This window comes from Pseudomonas quasicaspiana, assembly GCF_021147825.1.
GTDB lineage: Bacteria > Pseudomonadota > Gammaproteobacteria > Pseudomonadales > Pseudomonadaceae > Aquipseudomonas > Aquipseudomonas quasicaspiana.
In genome coordinates, this window is sequence record NZ_JAGTPI010000032.1 from 1 (window position 1) to 22,027 (window position 22,027).

General features: G+C 58.5%; 16 protein-coding genes. 4 read left to right on the forward strand and 12 right to left on the reverse strand.

The genetic code is table 11. The annotated features are described in order from the left end of the window. Positions 1 to 124 precede the first annotated feature (124 nt). The 7 genes from KDX30_RS17995 to KDX30_RS18025 form a co-directional block, all read right to left on the reverse strand. Positions 125 to 1,177 carry an ABC transporter substrate-binding protein gene (locus KDX30_RS17995; RefSeq protein ID WP_231677101.1) on the reverse strand — a complete coding sequence of 351 codons (1,053 nt, stop codon included), beginning with the start codon at positions 1,175 to 1,177 and terminating at the stop codon, positions 125 to 127. A 302-nt stretch (positions 1,178 to 1,479) separates the two neighbouring features. Continuing rightward, entirely contained in the window at positions 1,480 to 2,268 is a 789-nt protein-coding gene (locus KDX30_RS18000; protein ID WP_231677102.1) for an ABC transporter ATP-binding protein, read from the reverse strand. Further along, the gene (locus KDX30_RS18005; RefSeq protein ID WP_231677103.1) at positions 2,265 to 3,350 is read right to left on the reverse strand and encodes a FecCD family ABC transporter permease; all 1,086 of its coding nucleotides are present in this window, start codon (positions 3,348 to 3,350) and stop codon (positions 2,265 to 2,267) included. The genes KDX30_RS18000 and KDX30_RS18005 overlap by 4 nt, the downstream gene beginning before the upstream one ends. Positions 3,351 to 3,359: 9 nt before the next feature. Further along, positions 3,360 to 4,505: an ABC transporter substrate-binding protein gene (locus KDX30_RS18010; RefSeq protein WP_231677104.1), complete on the reverse strand. Its 1,146-nt coding sequence runs from the start codon at positions 4,503 to 4,505 to the stop codon at positions 3,360 to 3,362. Positions 4,506 to 4,784: 279 nt separating this feature from the next. Beyond that, a complete protein-coding gene (locus tag KDX30_RS18015; RefSeq protein ID WP_231677105.1) occupies positions 4,785 to 6,581 on the reverse strand; it encodes a methyl-accepting chemotaxis protein in 1,797 nt (598 codons plus the stop codon). 142 nt (positions 6,582 to 6,723) lie between these two features. Continuing rightward, a complete protein-coding gene (locus KDX30_RS18020; RefSeq protein WP_231677106.1) occupies positions 6,724 to 8,418 on the reverse strand; it encodes a sensor domain-containing diguanylate cyclase in 1,695 nt (564 codons plus the stop codon). 69 nt (positions 8,419 to 8,487) lie between these two features. Continuing rightward, positions 8,488 to 8,943, reverse strand: coding sequence for an NUDIX hydrolase (locus tag KDX30_RS18025; protein WP_231677107.1), 456 nt, complete (start codon positions 8,941 to 8,943; stop codon positions 8,488 to 8,490). A 479-nt stretch (positions 8,944 to 9,422) separates the two neighbouring features. Here KDX30_RS18025 and KDX30_RS18030 point away from each other — a divergent pair, with 479 nt between their 5' ends. The 4 genes from KDX30_RS18030 to KDX30_RS18045 all read left to right on the forward strand — a co-directional run bounded on the left by KDX30_RS18030 (position 9,423) and on the right by KDX30_RS18045 (position 13,732). Next, complete coding sequence (locus KDX30_RS18030) at positions 9,423 to 9,986, forward strand: TRAP transporter small permease (protein ID WP_099269412.1); 564 nt, start codon at positions 9,423 to 9,425, stop codon at positions 9,984 to 9,986. Beyond that, complete coding sequence (locus tag KDX30_RS18035; RefSeq protein ID WP_231677108.1) at positions 9,983 to 11,263, forward strand: TRAP transporter large permease subunit; 1,281 nt, start codon at positions 9,983 to 9,985, stop codon at positions 11,261 to 11,263. Before KDX30_RS18030 ends, KDX30_RS18035 begins: the two co-directional genes overlap by 4 nt. 51 nt (positions 11,264 to 11,314) lie before the next feature. Next, positions 11,315 to 12,340, forward strand: a complete 1,026-nt coding sequence (locus KDX30_RS18040) for a TRAP transporter substrate-binding protein (protein WP_027900488.1) — start codon at positions 11,315 to 11,317, stop codon at positions 12,338 to 12,340. Between the two features lie 225 nt (positions 12,341 to 12,565). Beyond that, the gene (locus KDX30_RS18045) at positions 12,566 to 13,732 is read left to right on the forward strand and encodes an OprD family porin (protein WP_231677135.1); all 1,167 of its coding nucleotides are present in this window, start codon (positions 12,566 to 12,568) and stop codon (positions 13,730 to 13,732) included. Between the two features lie 1,093 nt (positions 13,733 to 14,825). On the opposite strand, the gene KDX30_RS18050 is transcribed toward KDX30_RS18045, so the two are convergent. From KDX30_RS18050 to KDX30_RS18070, 5 genes are read right to left on the reverse strand one after another with little or no spacing between them, the layout of a single operon-like run. After that, positions 14,826 to 15,629, reverse strand: a complete 804-nt coding sequence (locus tag KDX30_RS18050) for an alpha-amylase family protein (RefSeq protein ID WP_406643943.1) — start codon at positions 15,627 to 15,629, stop codon at positions 14,826 to 14,828. A 56-nt stretch (positions 15,630 to 15,685) separates the two neighbouring features. Further along, on the reverse strand, positions 15,686 to 16,678 hold the full coding sequence (locus KDX30_RS18055; protein WP_231665818.1) for an alginate O-acetyltransferase AlgX-related protein: 993 nt from the start codon (positions 16,676 to 16,678) through the stop codon (positions 15,686 to 15,688). A gap of 8 nt (positions 16,679 to 16,686) precedes the next feature. After that, complete coding sequence (locus KDX30_RS18060; RefSeq protein WP_122704014.1) at positions 16,687 to 17,340, reverse strand: alginate O-acetyltransferase AlgF; 654 nt, start codon at positions 17,338 to 17,340, stop codon at positions 16,687 to 16,689. Positions 17,341 to 17,348: 8 nt separating this feature from the next. After that, the gene (locus tag KDX30_RS18065; RefSeq protein ID WP_231672518.1) at positions 17,349 to 19,916 is read right to left on the reverse strand and encodes an NfrA family protein; all 2,568 of its coding nucleotides are present in this window, start codon (positions 19,914 to 19,916) and stop codon (positions 17,349 to 17,351) included. Then, the gene (locus tag KDX30_RS18070) at positions 19,913 to 22,027 is read right to left on the reverse strand and encodes a glycosyl transferase family protein (protein ID WP_231677109.1); all 2,115 of its coding nucleotides are present in this window, start codon (positions 22,025 to 22,027) and stop codon (positions 19,913 to 19,915) included. The genes KDX30_RS18065 and KDX30_RS18070 overlap by 4 nt, the downstream gene beginning before the upstream one ends.

Genomic DNA, 22,027 nt, shown 5'->3' on the forward strand with positions numbered 1-22,027 from the left:
CGTCTTGTCTGATGCACCGCTATCGCGGCCTCGCGGTGCTCGTGCGCTCCTACAGGGGCAATGTTTGTTTCACGACAGCGTGATGCCATTGAGACCGAAGCCGCTCCAGGTGAGCGCAGAGTCCTTACTTCTTCTGCACAAACGACAACCAGCGTTCCTCTGCCTTGATACCGTCTGCCGATGCCCACCATTTGGCCGACAGCAAAGCCTGGCGTGAGATGTTTTCCGGTGCTGAAGGCAGCTTGGCAGCACGTTCTGCCGGAATCGTGCGGGTCTTGAACGCTTCCGGATTCAGCGGGCCGTAATCGATGATCATCGGCAATGCCGCCTGCAGTTTTGCGTCGATGGCTTCGTTGACGAATTTCATGGCCGCGACCTTGTGTGGCGAGCCTTTGAGCACGCACAGCGAGTTGGTTTCCAGCACACCCTGGTTGTAATCGAAGGCGACCGGGGCGCCGTCGGCCTGCACTGCTGTAATGCGGCCGTTCCACGCTTGAATCATGTCCACTTCGCCGTCGCTGATCAGTTGTGCGGACTGGCCGCCCGATGTCCACCAGGTCGCAATGTGCGGTTTGATTTCTTCCAGTTTCTTGAAGGCGCGTTCTACATCCAGCGGGTAAAGCTTGTCGGGGGCGACGCCGTCAGCCAGCAGGGCGATTTCCAGGGTCGGGCGTGGCAGGTTGCGCAATGAACGCTGGCCGGGGAATTTCTTCGTGTCCCAGAAATCCGCCCAGGTCTTCGGCGCCTTGTCGTCTTTGAAAGCGTCGGTGCGGTAAGCCAGCACGGTGGAATAGCTGATGTAGCCAACGCTGTAATCATCCTTGAGCTCCGCAGGCAATTGCGCTGCGTTGGGGATCAGCGCCAGGTCGAGCTTCTCGAACAAGCCTTCCTGCTGGCCGCGAACGCAGTCGCCGGTGGGCAGGTCCACCACATCCCAGGTGACTTTGCCGCTTTCGACCTGGGTCTTGATGATGGGATAGGCTTTGGGCGAGCTGTCCTGTTTCAGCGTAAGGCCGAGTTTCTTCGCGGCAGGCTCGAGGATCGCCTTGCTTTGCGCTTCCTGATAAGCGCCGCCTTGGGACACAAATGTGATGTCTTCAGCAAACGCCATATTGGCGCAGCCGGTAAGGATTGCCAGACTCGCCAGTTTGAAGCTGCGGATACTCGATGCTGTCATATGAAGGTCTCCCCGATGGTTGGCAGATTTCTTGAGCGAGCTGGAGATTTGCTGTCGGTCGCTCTGCGGGACCGTGCCTTTAATTTACTGGCATGTCGTGAAATGAAGCGGGCACAAATGCGCGGCGCAGAAGCGCTTTATTGCGAAAAGGGGAGGAGGGACGGCATGTCGTGCGTTGCGCGGCCGCCAAGTGTTTTCTCTGTCAGCGACGCGGTGTTTGTAGGAGCTGCCGAAGGCTGCGATAGCGGTGTGTCAGGTTAAACGCTATCGCAGCCTTCGGCAGCTCCTACAGAGAGAGTATGTCAGCTCGCGGTTTGCAGCACCGACACCGGATAAATCGCGGTGAAAGCCCCGTCGTCGACACTGATCGCCCGGCAGTCCACGCCATACACATGGGCAAGGTTTTCCGGGGTCAATGTGCTGCGCGTCGGGCCGCTGCAGTGAACGCGGCCGTGATGCAGCATCAACGTGTCATCGGCGTAGCGGCTGGCCAGATTCATGTCGTGGAAGATCGCCAGGGTGACGATGTTTTCCTTGCGGGTATAAGCGCTGACCGCATCGAGAATCTGCAATTGGTTGGCCAGGTCCAGCGCGGAAGTGGGTTCGTCGAGCAGCAACAGGCGCGGGCTGCGGACCAAAGCCAGTGCCAGGGAAATCATCTGCCGCTCGCCCCCGGACAACTGCCCCGGCTGGCATTCGGCAAAACGCTGCAAACCCAGCAGTTCAAGCATTTCACTGGCTTTGCGCTGCGCATCCTTGCCGGTTGCCCAGCCGCGTGCGCTGCCGTGCTGAGCGAGCAGCAGCAGTTCGTAGGTGGAAAGACGGACGTCCAGATGTGCCAGATCCTGAGCGACGTAGCCGATCAGTTTGGCGCGCACCGCTGCAGATGACCCCAGCAGATCGATGCCGTCGATGGTGGCCGAACCTTGCGCTTTGGTCAGCCCGCACAGGCCTTTCATGAACGTTGATTTGCCCGCGCCGTTGGCACCCAGCAGCGCCAGGGTACGGCCTGCTTCGGCTTTCACCGCCAGCCCGTCGAGGATGGTGCGGCCGTGGATCGTCACGCGATAGTCAGCAGTGGAGAAGCTCATCGGGAAGTCAGTCTCCGGTCGCGCAGGATAAGAATGATGAAGAATGGCAAGCCGATCAGTGAAGTCACCATGCCGATGGGCAGCACTGCGCCCGGCACGATCAACTTGCTGGCCAGCGAAGCGAGGGTGACGAAGATGATGCCGCAGGCAATGGTCACACCGATGGTGAAGCGTTGATCTTCGCCCACCAGCAAGCGCGCAACGTGGGGTGCCACCAAACCGACAAAGCCGATGATGCCAACTACGGAGGTCACCGCACCGGCCAGCAACGCAGCCAGCATCAGCATCACAGTCCGAATACGTCGCACCGGAATACCAAACACCACCGCCTGTTCACCAAAACTGCGCAGTGCGGTCAGCGCCCAGGCCTGAACCAGCACCACCGGAATGGCAATTGCCGCGATAATTGCGCACAGCGTGACCTTGTTCCAGGTCGCGTGCAGCAGCGAACCCATGAGCCAGAACACGATGCTTTGCAGTTGATCGACGCTGGCCACGTATTGCACCAGACCCAGCAACGAACTGAACACGAAGTGCACGGCGATCCCCAGCAGGGTAATCGCTTGCAGGCCTACATGGCCGCGGGTCAGCAGCAGAATGATGCCCACGGTCAGCAACGAGAACAGAAAGGCGTTGCCGGTGACCAACAGGTCGGCACCGAACCCCGGCAGGGCATTGCCGAGGGAAAAGTTGAAAGCCAATGCCAGCGATGCGCCAAAGCCCGCGGCCGAAGAGATACCCAGCGTGAAGGGTTCGGCCAACGGGTTGTCGAGTACCGTCTGCATCATCAGCCCGGCCAGCGCCAGACAGGTGCCCGCAAGCACCGCCATGAGCGTCATGGGCATGCGCAGCTCCCAGAGGATCACGCGGGTGCTGGCGTCGACGCTGTCAGGCTGCAACAGTCCGCTCATGGCCTGACCGAACGTCAGCGTCCCTGAACCGACGATCAGGTCGGCAATGAAAGCCACCACTGCGATCACCAGCAGGCTGATCAGCAACACCGTGCGCTTCCACACGGTGTGGGTGTAGCGGGTCTGGTAGCTGCTGGTGTCAGATGAAACGTTACCGATAGAGGTCGTCATGGTTGCGGGTCATTTACCGGTAGCAGGTGCAGGGGCGTACAGAATCGCAGGAACTGCCTTGATACCGGTCAGGGCGAACAGCGCCTTGAGGCTGGCGTCGGCATCCAGTTGTCTGGCACTGTCCGGATAGAACGCCTGACTGAGGTTTTCCACTGCCAGAATGTTCCAGCTGCTGGCGTAGAACTGATGGTAGACACCGTAAACACGACCGTTCTGGCTGGCCTTGAGTTGAGCGAAGCCCGGACGTTGCTCCAGCAACTTCAACTGACGCTGGATGGCGTCGAGTTTGACGCTGTCACCGAAGCCAAATGGTGGCGAGACGGAGGTATTGCCCGGGAACTGGGTGCCCGTCATGACGTACACGTCCGGCTGTTTGCCCAATACGGTCTCCAGCGTGACGTCGCCCGTCGCGCCCGGCAGCAGTTGCGAACCGAGGTTCACGCCACCTGCCGCTTGAACAAGCTTGCCCCAGTACACATCGCCGTGGGTGAAGCAGCAGGCCGATGCGCCGCCCTGGCCAGCTTTGGCTTCGACGAACACCAAGGGTTTCTTGTTGTGTTCCTGAGTGATGGCTTCGACTTTAGCCAGTCGGGATTTGTAGAAATCGATGTAGGCCTTGGCTTCTTCTTCGCGGTTCAGCACCTGACCGAGCAGGGCTACGGTTTTCTGGCTGTTGACCACCGGCTCCAGATCGCTGTCGACGAACAGCACCGGGATTTTCAGCGCGGCCAGTTTCTGCGCCACACCGGCGTTTTCCAGCGAAGCGCGGGCGCGGGTCTGGAATACCAGCAGGTCCGGGCGAGCGGCCACGACGGCTTCGAGGTTGAGATCACCGTCGTCGCCGAATTTCATGTCGGTGGCTTGATTGGCGGTTTTTGGCCACTGGTTTTCGAAGACTTGCCAGGTGTTGGGATCGGAACGCTTGATGATGTTGTTCCACGCCACAACGCGCTGGAACGGATCTGCGCGGTCGAGCAGGGCCAGGGTGAACAGGTCGCGGCCGTCCTGCAAAACGATGCGTTTTGGTTCGGCGGGGATTTCAACCTGACGGTTGGCAACGTCGGTGACAGTGACTGGATAGGTGGTTGCGAAGGCCAGGGTCTGACCGGCTAGCAGCAGGCTGACGCCGACTGCGAGATGTGTGAACAGGCGCATTGAATTACCCATACCGAGAGATGAGGACGAATCGGCCGCAGGCAGCACGACATATCCGCCGTAAAAAAGTGCGCACAGGGTAACGGAATTGTTCTCATTCGTCAGTTTTTAGCATTGTGGGAGCCGAGCTTGCTCGCGATAAGGATGAGCGCGATTGACCTCAGATCGCATGCGCCTTATCGCGAGCAAGCTCGGCTCCCACAGGTCCAGCGACCGGCTCAAATCATGGGGCAATATCAAAATCGGCGGCGGGAATTCCCGTGACCCACTGATCAGCAATCACTCCGCCAACAACACCGCCGCATCAAAGCCCATCCGCAGGTTGCCCCAGTGGCGGCCGTCGAAGAAGAAGGGCACGTCGATCTCGGTCATGATTTCGCCGGTGTCGCGCAGGTAGGTTTGAAGCAGGAAGCGTTGGGTGTTGCCCGCCGCGCGCAGGCCGATCGGGTCGGAGAACATGCGTTTGTTGCGGCACACCGGCAGGTCGATGGCGCGGTCACCGGTCGGTGGTTTGGATACCCAGCTGTTGTTCACCGGGCAGTAACCCTTGGTGTCGACGATGAAAGACACCTTGCCGCCTTTGGTGCCCTTGGTCAGCTTGTCGCACTCTTCCTGGCAGACCTGGGCGAAGCGTTCGGTGTAGCTGGTCAGGTACTGCTTGGGATCTGTGCCGGGGATCAGCTTGTAGCTTTGATCAAACAGGTTAAGCCCGCTGCGGTGCAATTCTGCCAGTCGCTCCTGCAAGATGTCCCGGCACTGGCTGGCGCGGGTAATGGCGGCATCCAGCGCGCCATGGCCCAGCACAAACTTGCCGAGCATGGTTTGCACACGTTCGGCAACGCCCGACAGATCACGGGTTGCTGTCGCTGAATGCTGCATGCGTTGGTCAATGGACTGGCTGTCGGCGTAAATCTGCGTTACCCGGTCGTTGATCCCGGTGTTACTTTCCGCGAACTGCAGGATGTGCTCGGCGATATCAGCGAGCTTGCCGTTGGTGGATTCGAAGTCGCCGATCATGCTCTCGAAATGACCCGAAGCGCGTTCTACGACTTTTTGCGTTTCCCGAGCGCTATGGCTGATCTGTGTGGTTTGCTCGTGGGTAGAGCTCACCTCTTTGAGCATGGCGTCGATGTTCTGCGAGATATCGTCAGTGGCTTTGCTGACGTTCTGCGCCAGAGTGCGGACTTCATCGGCGACCACCGCAAAGCCCCGGCCACTTTCTCCGGCGCGGGCTGCTTCGATGGCCGCATTGAGCGCCAGCAGATTGGTTTGCGAGGAAATCTGCTGGATCAGGCCCACGATAGACTTGATACTCGTCGAGCGCTGATTGAGCGCCGACACCAGAGTGCCGAATTCATTGAGGCTGCTGGATATTTCGCTGATGTTACCGGTGACTTCCAGCAATTCGGCGTAGGAGTCGCGGGCCATGCTCAGGTTCTGCGCGGTGGTGCTGGAGATGCCCTGGGTCTGCTGGGAAACCTCCTGGATATTGCCTACCGCCATGTTGCTCTGATCCATCACTTCCTTGGCAAAGCGTGCCTGATGGGTGGCGCTGTCGCTGGAGTCGCTGATGTTTTTCAGCGAGCGTGCCGATTCAACGGCGATGTGTACGGTCAGGGCCTGGACGTTGCTGATGATTTCCCGCTGCTTGCCCAGGAAACGGTTGCAGGTGCTGGCCAGCACACGAATCTCGTCGTGGGTCAGCAGGGGCAGGTCTTTGGACAGGTCGCCTTCACCGTTGGCGATCTCTGCAAGGGCATTGGTCATGTGCGTGACCGGGCGCACGATCAGGTGGCGAAAATACCAGACCATGAAGCTGACCATGAACAGCGTAAACAGCGTGCTGAACAGGATGGCGTTGCTGAGCCCGTTCAGGCTGCCTTCAATCTGGCCGAGCAGGGCAGCGTCCAGTTGTGCGCCGCGTAACTGCTGAACGATGTCTGCACGAATGCTCAAGGCAATCCAGTACAGCAATCCACTGACGGCAACCAGCAGAAAAAGGCTGGAGAGCTTTTTCGTCAGAGAATCGAAAAACTGCATTTCGATGGACTCATACAAGGCCTTGAATGTCCCCATGCCGCTGCTCCTCGGAAAACTTATTAATTATTCTTTAATGGGTAATCTTCGACCGCTGAGGCCAAAGCTTTAACCTGAACGGTCGTAGGCAGCTGTAAACAGAAGCGAACCCGCCAGATTGTCAGCAATCTGACGGATATTTTTATAGGTCCACGGTGGCGTTGCTCGCCACTCTGTTCCGGCCTGACGCCTTGGCATAATAAAGCTGCTGATCGGCCCGCTTGATCAACGCAGTTGTATTGGCATCTGCGGTATCGGCCAGGCCAATACCGATGCTCACGGTCACTTGCCCGACCAGGTCGAAGGTTGCATCGGCAACGGCCTTGCGAATTCTTTCTGCAACAACTTCCGGACTTTCCGCGCCTTCCGGCTCTGGCAGCAATACGGCGAACTCTTCACCGCCGTAGCGGGCCACGAAGTCGGTGGCGCGGGTATTTTCATGAATGATCTGAGCCAGTTGATGCAACACGTCGTCACCGGTGGCATGGCCGTAGGTATCGTTGACGTTTTTGAAGTGATCCGCGTCGATGAACAGCAGGGCGAAGGGGCGGCCGCTGCGTTCAAACAGCTGGTTGCATTCGGCAAGCTTTTCGTCAAAGCGGCGACGGTTGTAAACACCGGTCAAGGCGTCATGGGTCGCCATTTTCAACAGATCGGCATTGGCCTGGGTGAGGGCAGCGGTGCGCTGCTCGACGGTGGCCTCAAGAGAGGCGTTGGTGTCTCGCAGTTCGCGTTCCTTGGTCAGCAGCGATTCAGTCATGCTCTGAATGGACTGGCCCAGTTGGGCGATCTCCCGGACCGAATGCGTTTGAGGGAAATCTGCGCCGGGCTGTTTGGCCTCAACCTGTTTGGCAGCCTTGGCCAATTGTTCGATAGGGCGGCTCATGTGCTGCGCCAGGTAGTAAGCGACCAGGCCAAACGCCAGCGCGGCGAACACACCCAATATCAACAGCTTATAAAGCAGGATCCGCGCAGGTTGCAGCGCGGTATCAAGAGGCTGGCGAACCACGATGAACCAGGCCAGATTGGCGGACGGTGGCGTCGGGACCTTCAACACGCTGGACAGATAGTCGGCGTTTTCTGTCCATTCCGGCGCGCCGGCTGGCTTCTCGCTGCTAGAAAGTCGCTGCGTTGCCAGCAGCTCGGGGCGCTTTTGGCCGATCATCTGTTGTGGATACAGCACCACGCCATCGCCATTGACGATCAGCACTTCAAGATCAGCGGTCGCGCCTTCACGCAGAATGGCCGATTCGACAATTCGGGTCATCCAGCTCCAGTGCACGTGAGCGCTCAGCACGCCAACCACGGTGCCGTCGGCGGTGCGGATCGGCGCAGCAAAATCGATGAAACGCAGCAGTTCGCCACTGGCATTGGCGGGCAGCAGTTTGGCGAGCAATACCGCTTCATGAGGATCGCCGGTATACGGTCCTTGCAATCCGGCCTTGAACCATGGGCGTTCCAGCACGGACTGGTTGACCAGCAGGCCATGCACCGCCTGCCGAACGTTGCCTTTGATGTCAGCGACACCCATCCAGGCGTACTCGGAGTGAGACTGGGTGCGCAACTCCATCGACGGCAGAATGTCCGGGTCATCCAGGTTGCCACGTACCAGATGTGGCTCCCGGCTCAGCAGGAATATCTCAAGCTGACGCTCGCGTAACTGAGTGCCCAGCATCATTGCCGCTGACTTGGCGGTGCTCAGCAGCGAACTGCCACTGGCTTGTTTGATTTGCTCGGTGGCGATATGGCCGACATAGAAACCCACGCTCAGCAGGGCGAGCAGCGACAACCCGGCGAACCAGAGTGTCAGGTGGCTGCGCAGGCTGGCTATTATCATGGGTGATATCTGGCTATGTGGAATCACGGCATGTTATGCGCAAGTCGTGCCAGCCGCCAGTGGCGTTTTTTAGTTACGTGCTGATGGTTCGGGGCCGTCACCAGAGCGGCTCGACAGATATTCCCTGAGCCGATGCTGAAAGTGCGTTATAGCGACGTTATTCGCCAGGAAAGCCTCTATGGTCGTGACAGCCCAGCGCTGGCCTTCGTTGCCGAAACGTATGTTGGCGAATGTTCCCGACGGAACCTGTGCCACGAAGAACCAGGTATCGAGGCCGCCCAGCCCCTGGCCCGGGTAAACCCGAGTCCAGACGATATGTTCAGGGGCAATGGTCAGCCCAAACTCCTCCTCGGTTTCACGCAGTGCGCACGCCAGCGGCGTTTCTTCGCCCTCGCGTCCGCCACCGGGGAGGTCCCAGAGGCCAGGCCACGGAATAGAAGTTTTGTCATCGCGCAGGTAGCTCAATATCAAGCCTTCGCAAAGCAAGGCGATTTTTGCGCCGGAGAATGGCGGATGCTTGGGCATGTCTTGGGGCCTGGTGTGCGACTTCAGGGCGGACAAGCCGCTTTTAGTCTGATAAATAATCGATAATCGCACGCTTTTGTATTTCGTGAATCGTGCTACTGCGGCTATTTTGATCCGCTTTTTCGAAGGAAATGTCTTCGCAGAGGTTGGTTTTCGAGGAATTTCAAGAATATTCGATACGCATCTTTTCGGTTTAAGGGTCGATAACCAACGTTTTTGGATATTGACCGAATTAACCGGTTAGTACATTTTCCATGTCATAAACCTTTGCCATCAGAGCGAAGGGACAATAAAAACAATGGAGCCACCCTCATGCGACCGCAATTACTTGTTCTCGATCCCCCTCTCTGTGCTCGACTGTTATCCCCGAATGTAATGGCTCGCGGCGTTTGCGCGTGCGCACCTCAGACCGGTTCAGCCCGGTAACAGCGATGCCGGGTTAATCGCGTCAGGTTCAGGGTTTCCGCGAGGCAATAATAATGAAAAGAATAGTCGACCTGTATTTCAAGCTGCTCAAGTTGCTCATCGTGCTCTGCATGATTGGCATGCTCGTTCTGGTTTTCGGCAACGTGGTGCTCCGTTACGCCTTCAACTCAGGCATCAGCGTCTCGGAAGAACTGTCGCGCTGGCTGTTCGTCTGGATGATCTTTCTTGGTTCGCTGGTAGCGCTCAAAGAACGTGCGCATATGGGCTTCGACAGTCTGGTACGTCGTTTGCCAGCGGGTGGCAAGCGTTTCTGTCTGGTCATCGGCCATGTGCTGATGCTCTACATCTGCTGGCTGATCTTCAGCGGAAGCTGGCAACAAGCGGTTATCAATCTGGATGTGGTCGCGCCAGCGTCGGGTCTGTCCATGGCGTTGTTCTACGCGGCCGGGCTGGTCTTCGGTGCCTGTGCTGCGGTCATTCTGTTGTATGACTTGTACCTGGTGTTGAGCGGCAAGCTGGCGGACGACGAGTTGGTGATGGTCACTGACAGCGATGCCGCCGAGGAGATCAAGCACATCCATACCCCGTCATCGACCACCGAGAGAACTCACCCATGACTCTGGTTATTTTTCTCGGTTCGCTGATCGCCACCATGGCGCCGGGCATTCCAATCGCTTTCGCCTTGTTGCTGGTCAGCGTGGCGTTGATGGTGCAGCTCGATCTGTTCGATGCACAGATCATTGCGCAGAACCTGCTCAACGGTGCCGACAGTTTCCCGTTGATGGCCGTGCCGTTTTTCATGCTGGCTGGCGAAATCATGAACGCGGGCGGCCTGTCCAAACGCATCGTCAACATCGCCATGGCATTGGTGGGGCACAAGCGCGGTGGTTTGGGTTACGTGGCTATTCTTGCCTCCTGCCTGCTGGCCTCGCTGTCGGGTTCTGCGGTGGCCGATGCGGCTGCACTCGCCGCGCTGCTGGTGCCGATGATGGTGCGTGCCGGGCACAACCGGGCTCACTCGGCGGGCTTGATCGCGGCAGGGGGGATTATCGCCCCGGTGATCCCGCCAAGCATCGGGTTCATCGTATTTGGCGTGGCGTCCGGCGTCTCGATTTCCAAGCTGTTTCTGGCCGGGATCGTTCCGGGGTTGATGCTCGGCGCTTCGCTGGCAGTGGCCTGGTGGTACGTCTCCCGCAAGGAAAATATTCAGCCGCCTCCCAAGCAGAGTGCCGCGCAAATCATGCGCGCGTTGATCGAAGGCCTGTGGGCGCTCGGCTTGCCTCTGATAATTGTCTTCGGCCTGAAATTCGGCATTTTTACACCGACCGAGGCGGCAGTGGTCGCAGCGGTGTACTCGCTGTTTGTGGCATTGGTCATTTACAAGGAGCTGAAGATCAACCAACTGTACGACCTGATTCTTTCATCCGCGAAAACCACGTCGGTGGTGATGCTCCTGGTCGCTGCAGCCATGGTCTCCGGTTGGCTGGTGACGATCGCCGAGTTGCCTGAGCAACTGGCGGGCGTGCTTGAACCGTTCATGGACAATCAGACGATTCTCTTGGTCGTGATCATGCTGCTGGTGATTGTGGTGGGCACCGCCATGGACATGACTCCGACGATTCTGCTGCTGACTCCCGTGTTGATGCCCGCGGTGGTCATGGCCGGTATCGATCCGGTGTATTTCGGGGTGCTGTTCATGATCAATTGCGCCATCGGCCTGATCACGCCGCCCGTGGGCACGGTGCTCAACGTGGTGTGCGGCGTTTCCAGAATCAGCATGGATGAAATCATCCGCGGTGTCTGGCCGTTCATGCTGGCGCAGTTTGTTGTCCTGTTTCTGCTGGTGTTGTTCCCTTCGCTGGTGCTTGTACCGCTGAAGTTTTTCACCGGCTGATGTCGGTGGGCATTTCCGTAACTCGACTCTAAAAACAATATGGAGAGTGACATGCAAAAACTGATGAAAACCCTGCTGGCAGGTGCCTGCGCCACAGGCCTTTTACTGGGCAGCATGGCCAGCCACGCGGCGGAAATTCGCGAGCGAACCCTGCGTTTCGCATTCCAGAATGTGCAGGAGCATCCTCAGGGGCAGGGCGCGCAGAAGTTCGCCGAACTGCTGGCCAAAAGCAGTGGCGGCAAGATCAAGGTCAAGCTGTTTCCGGGCGGCACGCTGGGTGGCGACGTCGTCACCGTTTCCGCGTTGCAAGGCGGCACCCTGGACCTGACCGTACTCAACTCCGGCATCCTTGCGGCTCAAGCGCCGGACTTCGCCATGCTGGACTTCCCGTTCCTGTTCAACAACGTCGAAGAGGCTCATGCCGTTATCGACGGCCCGGTTGGACAGAAGCTTGCCGCACAACTGGACAGCAAAGGGCTGGTTAGCCTGGGTTACTGGGATCTGGGATTCCGTAACGTGACCAACAGCAAGCATCCGATCAATAAACTCGAAGACATGCAGGGCCTGAAAATCCGCGTGATCCAGTCGCCGATCTATCTGGACACCTTCAATGCGCTGGGTGCCAACCCGGTGGCGATGGCATTCCCTGAGGTCTATACCGGCCTGGAACAGGGCGTAATCGACGGCCAGGAAAACCCGCTCACGGTAATTCAGGGCAGCAAGTTCTACGAGGTGCAGAAATACATTTCAACCACCGGTCATATCTTCAATCCGCAGTCTTTCATCATTGGCCAGAAGACCTGGAACAAGCTCAATGATGATGAGAAAAAGCTGGTTAAAGAGGCTGCTGTAGAGGCTCAGAAGTATCAGCGAGAAGTCACCGCGAGCAGTATGGCAAGTGCGCGTGGTTATCTTGAGCAGCAGAAAAACGTTGCCGTGAACGATATTTCTGCTGAAGAGAAAGACCGTTTCCGCGAACGCGTTCAGCCTGTGATCAAGAAGTACTCGGAAAAACTGGATGGCAGTCTGGTGAAGCTGATGTACGACGAAATCGCCAAGGTGCGTGCCGGGCAGTAAGCCCTGACGACCAACGCCAGTAGCCAAGCCGTCCTGGAATGCCTTTGACGGCTTGCAGATAACTTTCCATCGGCGATGCGAGCCTTTTCAAGGGCGCGCATGGCTGTGCTCGTCCAAATGAAAGTGGGGATAACAAAAATGGCTAAATTAAATACCCTTGCAGCCAACGTTCTTGGCTTCAGCACCACCGCACTGGGCCTTTCGCTGATTGCGCCGGGTTCGGCAATGGCTGCGGGTTTTGTCGAAGACGCCAAGGTCAATCTGGGCCTGCGCAATTTCTATATCAATCGCAACTTCGTCGATCCTTCAAACCCGCAGAGCAAGGCGGAGGAATGGACTCAGAGTTTCATTCTGGATGCGAAGTCCGGCTTCACCCAGGGCGTGGTGGGTTTTGGTGTTGATGTGCTGGGCATGTGGTCGGTGAAGCTGGACGGCGGTGGCGGTACTTACGGCACGGCTTTGTTGCCCCGCCACAGTGACGGACGTCCGGCGGATGACTTCGGTCGATTGGCGGTCGCGGGCAAGGCGCGTATTTCCAAAACCGAGTTGAAGGTGGGGGAGTGGATGCCGGTATTGCCGATCCTGCGTTCCGATGACGGTCGCTCGTTGCCGCAGACCTTTCAGGGCGCGCAGATTACCTCCAATGAAATCGACGGCCTGACCCTGTATGGCGGCCAGTTTCAGGGCAATAGCCCGCGTAACGATGCCAGCATGGAAGACATGAACTTCGGTGGTGGCGTGTCTGACCGGTTCAACTTCGTTGGCGGTGAATACAAGTTCAACCAGAACCGCACCATGGTCGGCCTGTGGGGAGCGGAACTCAAAGACGTTTACAACCAGCAGTATCTGCAACTGGTTCACAGCCAGCCGCTGGGTGACTGGACGCTGGGCGCGAATCTGGGCTTCTTCAAAGGCGGGGAGGACGGGCGGGAGCTGGCCGGTAAGCTGGATAACAAGACGTACTCGGGGCTGTTCTCGGCCAAGTATGGAGCTCATGTGTTCTACGTGGGTTTGCAGAAAGTCAGTGGCGACACGTGGATGCGGGTTAACGGCACCAGTGGCGGCACCCTGGCCAACGATAGCTACAACGCCAGCTTCGACAACGCGGAGGAACGTTCATGGCAACTGCGTCACGATTATGATTTCGCCGCGCTGGGCGTCCCGGGCCTGACCCTGATGAACCGCTACATCAGCGGTGACAACGTCAGAACATCGGCCACCAATGATGGCAAGGAATGGGCGCGGGAAACCGAACTGGCTTACACCATCCAGAGCGGTGTGCTGAAAAAGCTCAACCTGAAGTGGCGCAACTCCACTATGCGTCGTGATTTCAGCAACAACGAGTTCGATGAAAACCGCCTGATCATCAACTACCCGTTGTCGATTTTGTAAGGCTACAAATGTCAGGTTGGAATGCCATTCCCTTGTAGGAGCGGCTGGACGGCATTCCCACTTGCCCACGATAAACGATAACGTGGTCTGTCTTGAAACTACGACACATGCATCGCGGGCAAGCCTCGCTCCCACAGGGTTCTGCGTTTTGCCTGGTTTACCGGTAGGAGCGAATTCATTCGCGAAGAGGCCGGTACAGACGCCGCCTGTGTTTGGTCTGAAACACCGCCTCCCGAATGAATTCGGTCCCACCGATTCTGCGTCTTGCCTGGGTTACCGGTAGGAGCGAATTCATTCGCGAAGAGGCCAGTACAGACGCCGCCTATGTTTGACCTGAAACACCGCCTTCCCGAATGAATTCGGTCCCACAGGGTTCTGCGTCTGGCCTAGGGTTACCGGTGGGAGCGAATTCATTCGCGAAGAGGCCGGTACATCCGCAGCCTGTATTTCGCCGAAATACCGCCCGGTTTTGCATCTGGCCTGAGTTACCGGTAGGAGCGAATTCATTCGCGAAGAGGCCGGTGCATCCGCAGCCTATGTTTGCCCTGAAACACCGCCTTCCCGAATGAATTCGGTCCCACAGGGTTCTGCGTCTTGCCTGGGTTATCGGTAGGAGCGAATTCATTCGCGAAGAGGCCGGTACAGACGCCGCCTATGTTTGCCCTGAAACACCGCCTTCCCGTGAATTCGGTCCCACAGGATTCTGCGTCTTGCCTGGGTTACCGGTAGGAGCGAATTCATTCGCGAAGAGGCCAGTACAGACACCGCCCATGTTTGGTCTGAAACACCGCCTTCCCGAATGAATTCGGTCCCACAGGGTTCTGCGTCTGGCCTAGGGTTACCGGTGGGAGCGAATTCATTCGCGAAGAGGCCGGTACATCCGCAGCCTGTATTTCGCCGAAATACCGCCTCTCGAATGAATTCGGTCCTACCGATTCTGCGTCTTGCCTCGGTTACCGGCGGGAGCGAATTCATTCGCGAAGAGGCCAGTACAGACGCCGCCTATGTTTGCCCTGAAACACCCCCTTCCCGAATGAATTCGGTCCTACCGGTTACTGCGTCTGGCTCAAGTGACGGTTATGCCCCGCCAGCCTCACTTCAACAGCTGTTTCACCAAATCCGGTGTCACGTAATGCGGGCCGTCGAACAGGTAGAGCGGATAGCCGTCATACGCTTCCAGTTGCGGTTTCAGCTCTTCGGCAGTGGCGGAGCGGAAACCGCCGCCGTATTGCGGCCTGAAAGCCTCGGCGATGATTCTGACGCGATCCTTGCCCAGTCGGTCGCGCATGGCATCGGCGTAAGTGCGAGCCACCGGAGCGGTGCGGGCATAGACCCCGACACCGTCCTGAAAGAACACACCAATGTCATCCGGCAACCATTGCTTGAGCCAGTCAGCGGTAGCAGCAGGGCCGATATTGGCACCGTCGTAAACACTGATCCAGAGTGGTCTAGGCAGCTTGGCCAGCAAGGCGGGCAGGTCTTTGGCCTTGGTCCAGCTTGGATCGACTTCAGCCGGGAAGTAATAACCCGTGACATGCAACGGCAAAGACAGCCTGGCAATGCTCTCCGAAAGTTTCGCCAATTGCTCGACGTTGTCCCGAGAGCGATTTTCGCTGAAATACCCGGCCAGACCGATGATGACGTCTTTGGCCCAAGGCTCTTTGCCGATGCGTGCCCAGTCCGGCATCACCGGTACGGCAGGCAGGCCGGTACCGGGAATGAACGCCTGATCATCGACCACCGTCCACTGCACCAGCAGTTCCCGAGCGCCGAGCTTGTGCCAGTCGCCCTTGATGCCAACCGTGGCATTGTCCGGTTGCCAGACCATACCGACGATGCCGGGTTTCAATGGTTTTACTGCGTTGGTAATCAACATGGCGATCCCTGTCCCTATCATGGCTGCAAGCAGCAGAGCGGTCAGAGTCGCACGGTTAAGGGGCCTTCCCAAAATCCTCAAGGGAGTGCCTGCTTGATGCGCTGATGCCACTGGCTCAACGACACTACGCCTTTGGCGTTCCAGTTGGCTGACGCATCAGGGCCTTGATGGAACTGCCCCTCGTTGAATTGCCAGACGATGACTTGAGGTTTGTGCTGGGCAAAATCCGGGGATTGCAGATATTGCAGCAGGGTAGCCCAAGGTCCGACATCACCGGGGTTCCAGGTCAGCGTAACGGGACGATCCAGCGCGTTGGACAGCTTCTGAGTGAAGCCCAGATAAGGCTGCACAAAGCTGTTGCCGATAACCTGTACAGGCGCTGGGGCATCATCGATCAGCAGGTCTTTTTCCACCTGATGCCGCACGGTGTAAATGTCGCGGCCAATGGCTTTGCGTTTGATGGCTGGCAGGAAGTTACTCGCCAGGTCACCAAAGGCGCGTTTGTCGAACCACTCTCCCAACACCGCACCGCCACCGGGTTCGCCTTGCAGCTTATAGCGCTGGTTTATGAGCCGGGCCGTCGCATCAGCGGTGTTTTCGGCGCTCCAGGCGGTCCAGTGATAGTCGGCCCGGTAGAACGCGGTGTGATCACCTTGTTCGGTCTGTTGCAGGATCGGCTTGATGTTAAGCGTGGTCAGGCCCGCTTTGCTCATCGCGCCCTGCAACTGATCGTAGCGTTGTGCAACAGCGGGACTCAGTGGCTGGTCAGCCGGCAGGCGTTGCGCATAAAACGGCGCTTTCATCGGCACCACCAACACAACCAGAGCGATCTTGTTGCGCTCTAGTTGCTGTTGCAGGTCCTTGATCAAGGCGATGCTGCGAGTCGTACCGGCATTGTCGACCTTGGTCAGGCTTTCCCAGGCCGGAAACAACCAGCCGTCCTTGCCGGTGATCACTGCCGAGGCTGCCTGCGCGGGCTGGCTGGAAACGCCCAGCAGCATCGCGGCGAGCATGGCCGATAACGGCAGACGGCGAGAGGGGCGGGTGTTCGTCGCGGGGACTGCTTTCATAAGCTTGATCATGGCGCAGTCTGATCGACGAGGCCCACCAGACGCGGGGTCTGACCAGAGCCGATCAGGAACAGGCTGTAGCGATCACCGGCCTTGAACGGTTCAAGTTTGAACGGCAGGCTGGCGCTCTGACCACAACTGGCAATCAGGGTCGCCTGCACCGGATTGATGGTGCGCTGCGCCTGACCTTTCAACGGCAGCTGACTGAATACAGTCGAGCCGTTGGCCAGTTTGATGTCGGCCTTGTCACAGCCATTGCTCAGGTTGTAAATGTTCAGCTCGGCGCGCAAATCCTTGCCACGCACGGGCGGATCAATCACCACGCGCGGCGCAGCAGCAGGGTTGCTGTCGAGGATCAGGGTGACAAAAGCATTGGCCGGAGCCTTGAGGTCTTTTATCTCCCGACCATTCACCGTCAGGCGCAAAGGCTGACGGCCATCGACTACCTGAAACGGGCTTGCCAGCGCTGACTGGGCAGACAGATTGAAGCTCGTGCCCTGATCAATGCGGACCTGCATCGTGGAGTCGGTTGGATTGACCACCCGAACCCAGGCCGAGCCTTCCGGTAATTTGGATTCGTACAACTGAGCAATTTCAGATGCGGCGTGGGCTGTTGTGGCGGCCAGGCTCAAGCCCAGCCACACGCAGATTCGAGGGTACATATCAGTCCTCAGTAAGAGTAAGTCAGTCGGGCAAACACGCCTTTGGCGCGATCATCGCCAGACACTTTCACTCGATATTGCAGAGAAAAATCCACGTAAGAGCGTGGCGCGTTGTACGCGTCTTCACGGAACCAGTAGCGCACGTTATTACCCACACCAACGCCCGCGGCGTGGCCTGAAGAGTAATCCGCACGGCCATTGGAGCCGGTTTCGCTATTCATTTTCGAGTCGTAATCGTAGGCCGCCACGACATGCGGGAAGGTGACCCAGCGCGAGCCCGTGCCACCGATGGCATAGCTGCGGCCGCCTTGCCATTCGCTGTTGAAGTAGTTGCGCGAATCATTGACGTAGTGCCCGGCCTCGGCGAACAGTTGCGAAGTCCACCAGCTTGGCGTATCGACGCGCAGATCAGTGCCAATGCTGGAGCCATAGCCCAAGCGCAGCAGCCAGTCGCCGTCGACATTGGACGAGCCCAGCGGGAAGGTACGCTCTGCTGCCGCCATGACGTTCAGTGACGAGAACGGTTTGATCCGAACACCCAATGCGCCCTGGAGCGCGTCCATGCCGGTGTCGGAGTCGCTGTTCTTGGCCCACAGGGTGTCGGTGATCCGCCCGTAAAGCTCAACGAAACGTGCGTTGCGATAACCCAGCGGACGCCACGACAGTTCAGTACTGTTTTGCAGGCTGTCGTTGCTGCTGCCGCCACTTCCGCCGTTGCCATTGCTGCCGGTGCTCGGCGCAGAACTCAAGCCGCTGCTGGAGCTGTTACCGCGATAACTGGTGGTGCTGATCAGGCCCCAGGTGCGCGAGACATCGGCGACTGCGCGACGGGTATCGAACAGCTGTTGCGCAGGCATGTCCAGGGCACCGGCATTCTGTGCATCGATCACCCGCTTGAAGTAGCCCACCGCCTGCTCGTCATCGTTGACGCGCATGGCGTTGTAAGCCGCATCCTGTGTCGCCGTTGGCGGCAGCGGGGCTTCGGCGTCAGCCTTGCGAAATGATTCATGCGCCGCGTCGTCGTCACCGGCCTGTACCGACAGGTACGCAACCTGAAGGTTGCTCATGCCCTCCAGCTCACCGGCATCGCGCGATTGCTGCAAGCGTTCGCGTGCGGTCTTGCGTTGGCCCAATGCAGCGTAAAGGCTGGCTTCTTCGTACGTGGGCAGGCTGCCCAGTGCCAAGGCCTGGGTGAAGTCTTTGCGTGCTCCGGCATCATCTCCGGTTTGTTGGCGCAGACGACCCCGTTGAGCCAACAGGCGAGCGTCGTCGCCATTGGCGGCAATGCCTTCACTGGCGGCGTCGATGGCTTCCGGGAGGCGCTTCTGTTCGGTCAGAGCACTGACCAGAAGGCTGCGATAGGCCGGATTTTGCGGTGCACGACGAATCGCTTCCTGGGCGAGGGTCGCAGCCGAAGCAGCGTCCTTGCGCGCCAGTGCGGCATAGGCCTGCACCGCGGTGTCGGTCCCGGCATCGCGCTGGTTACCCGGCCAGATATCACAGATCAGACCGAAGGCGCTTTCCTGGCAGTTCAACGCGGGGGCAGGGAAGCGAACCGCTGTTTTCAGGCCATTGCTTTTTTGTCGCGCCACGACTTGTGCAGCGGCACGACGACGGGCAACTTCGCCGCCTTCGTCTGGCTTCAATTGTTGCAGCTGGTCGAGTGCTTGTTGCGGGTTGCCGTTGGCCAGGGCCAGATCGGCTGCGAAGAAGCGAATCTCGCGTTCTTCGGAATCCAGCAAACCCTCGATGGCCAGGGCCCGATTCAGGTCGGCCTGTGCGGCCTGGGTTTTGCCCTGGCGATCCAGTGCGTAGCTGCGCAGGATCCAGGGTGCAATTTCACCGTCGTCCTGAGCCAGCGCGGCGGTAGCGGCTTTTTCGGCTGCCGGATAGTCCTTGGAAGCAAGGAGGGCGCTGATCAGCAGTTGCTGATTTGCACTGATTTCCGGCGCCCAGCCGACAGCCCTTCGGGCCTGTTCAACTGCCAAAGGCAGGTTGTTCTGTTCCAGCGCACGATAACCGGCGATGGACAGCGGTGCGGCAATCTGACGGCGAATAGCTTCGCGGCGCATCAACAGTGCGTCGTCGTCCGGGAACACCCGCAGCGCTTCGGTGGTCGCCTGATCGGCTTCGACCAATTGCTGCTGGCGTTGCAAGGACTCGATCAGCAACAGCCGGTAATCCATGCGCTTTGGGGCCAGGGCGATGGCTTTACGAGCGGACTGCGCGGCGAGGCCGAAGTCGTCGCGGTCGTAGGCTTTGAACGCCTGAGCGGCAACGCTGAAACCCGGAGCGGGCTTCGCCTGCGGATAACGACGAGGGTTGTCGCGCGCCTCTTTATCGCGCTGCGCCAGTTCGATCAGCCGATTCAAGCGGGTCACGTCTGCGCGCTGACGCAAAGCCTCGCGGGCTTTGGCAATCGCCAGGTCGTAATCCTTGCGCTCGTAGGCGCTGTAGGCTTCGTTCGCCGCTTGATAGGCGGGGCCGGTCAGCGGCAGCGGCAGTGCTTCGGCGTAGCTTAACGCTGGCAGCAGGCTTGCACCGGCGATTACAAGGCTCAGCAGTGAGCGTTTCATAATGCCGGCTCCGGCTGATAATGGCTGTGCTGACGGGCAACCGCCTGTTCGATGGTTGCGCGAGGCAGCACGCCGATATCCACGAGGTAATCACCGATACGACCATGTTGCTGTGGTTTGTAATGCAGCATCGCATCGTTGAACACGTTGCGATCCAGCAGACCCATTTCGATCAGCAGGTCACCCAGCAGTGGTGCGCTGGCATGCGGCAAGGCGCGATCATCCGGTGCATCAAGTTGACGCAACTGATTGATGATTTCGCTTTCCCGAGCGATCAACTGCACAGGCTCGCTGCCCAGTTGCGCGCTGACCTGCTCAAGTCCTTCGGCTGACAATGGGCTGGCCACGGCAATTTGCTGACGGCCCTCAGGGCTCAGGCCAACAGGCACTGCCCGCCAGCGCAAGGCAAATTCGTCGGCCAGCGCAGGTTCTGCACGCTCAGCCTTGGCGGCCACGTCGAACACCCGCGGCAAGTCGTTCTGGAAGGCAATGGCTTCGGCCAGGGTTTCATCGTCCAGCCAGCCGTTATTGAGCAAAATGCGCCCCAACGGCAGTTGGCGAGTCTGTTGTTCGGCCAGTGCGCTTTCCAGATTGGTGTCGTTGATCGCTTGCCATGACAGCAGCACGCTGCCCAGTTTGCGTGGAGCAACCGCTACCAGGTCAGTGGACGGGAAGTCATGCATGGTTTTGTCCCAGACCAGCTTGCGGTTCATAACCTTGCCAACGATAAACATCTTCCAGGCACGGGAAGCGGCCATGAAGTTGACGAAGTTGCCAACGACCATGCGTGGAATAGACAGCAGCGCATGCTGCCAGCCGTACAACACACCGGTGAAGTAGCAGCGGTGAATGACGCGCCAGGCCAATGCAATACCGTTGGCCAGCAACAGGTATTTGATCCAGCCGTTGGCTTCGAACGGGGTAGGGAAGCTCACATCCCACACGCCGCTTTGACGCAGGATGATCAAGACCAGCAGTTGCACCAGAATCAGGTACGCAATGATGCTGACGAAAGCCGTCACAACACCTTTGCGGTCACGGAACAGCAAATAACGGTTGGCCAGCGAACCGGTCCAGCCCATCTGCTCCCAGCCTTGCAGGCCGATACCCAGTGTCCAGCGGGCTTTCTGACGAAATGCGGTGCGGAACGTATCGGGGAAGAATTCCCGTACGCACAACGGCATTTTCAGTGTCGATTCGTAAGGCTTTCTGAACCACGATTTACGCAGCACCCGGTATTCCACCGGGAAGCGCACGAAGATCGCGTTCATGCCGACTTTGGACAGGCGAGCGCCTACATCATAGTCCTCGGTCAGGCTGTCGGTGTTGAACGGCATGTTCTGGGTTTCCCCGGCCAGCACCTGCAATGCCCGATGGGAGAAGCAGGTGCCAACACCGGCGGAAGGCACGGTATCGCTCATGCTTTCACGCACCACAAGGTCCTTGCCGTGCCATTCGGCAAACTCGTCCATGTAAGTGCCCGCAACCCATTCGTACCAGTTGCGTTCCAGGGACACCACCGGCAGCTGGATCATGTCCTTGCGCGGCAACAGGTAGTTGAACAGACGCAATTCCAGCGGGTGCAGCACGTCTTCACTGTCATGCAGGACCACGCCAGCGAAGGTCATGCCGTGGGTTTTTTCGTGAAGGAAGATCGCCTGAATCACCCAGTTAAGGCAGTCAGCCTTGCAGGTCGGCCCGTCGTGCGGGACTTCTACACGGTGCAACTGCTTGTAACGGCGACGCATGCGTTCGACTTCGTCGATGGTGCGCTGATCGTTAATGTAGGTGCCGACAAAAACCACGTAGTTCTGGTAGTCCAGCGTCGACACCATGTTCTCGATCATCGGTGCGATGACGTCGTATTCCAGCCACGCCGGAACCATGATCGCCAGGGGTTGCTCATCCCGGGCGAGCAGTTGGTCGGCGGTCAGGGGCCGGTATTTGCGCCCTGCGGTGAAGCTGCGGAATATCCGGCGAGACCAGTACCACAGGTCGATGAACAGATCGTCCAGGCTGGAAATCAGGATCAGCACCGCGATCACGATCGTGGCGACTTCCAGAACGCTGTAGTAGTGGGCCAGCCAGTAAGGCCAATAAAGCGACGTCAT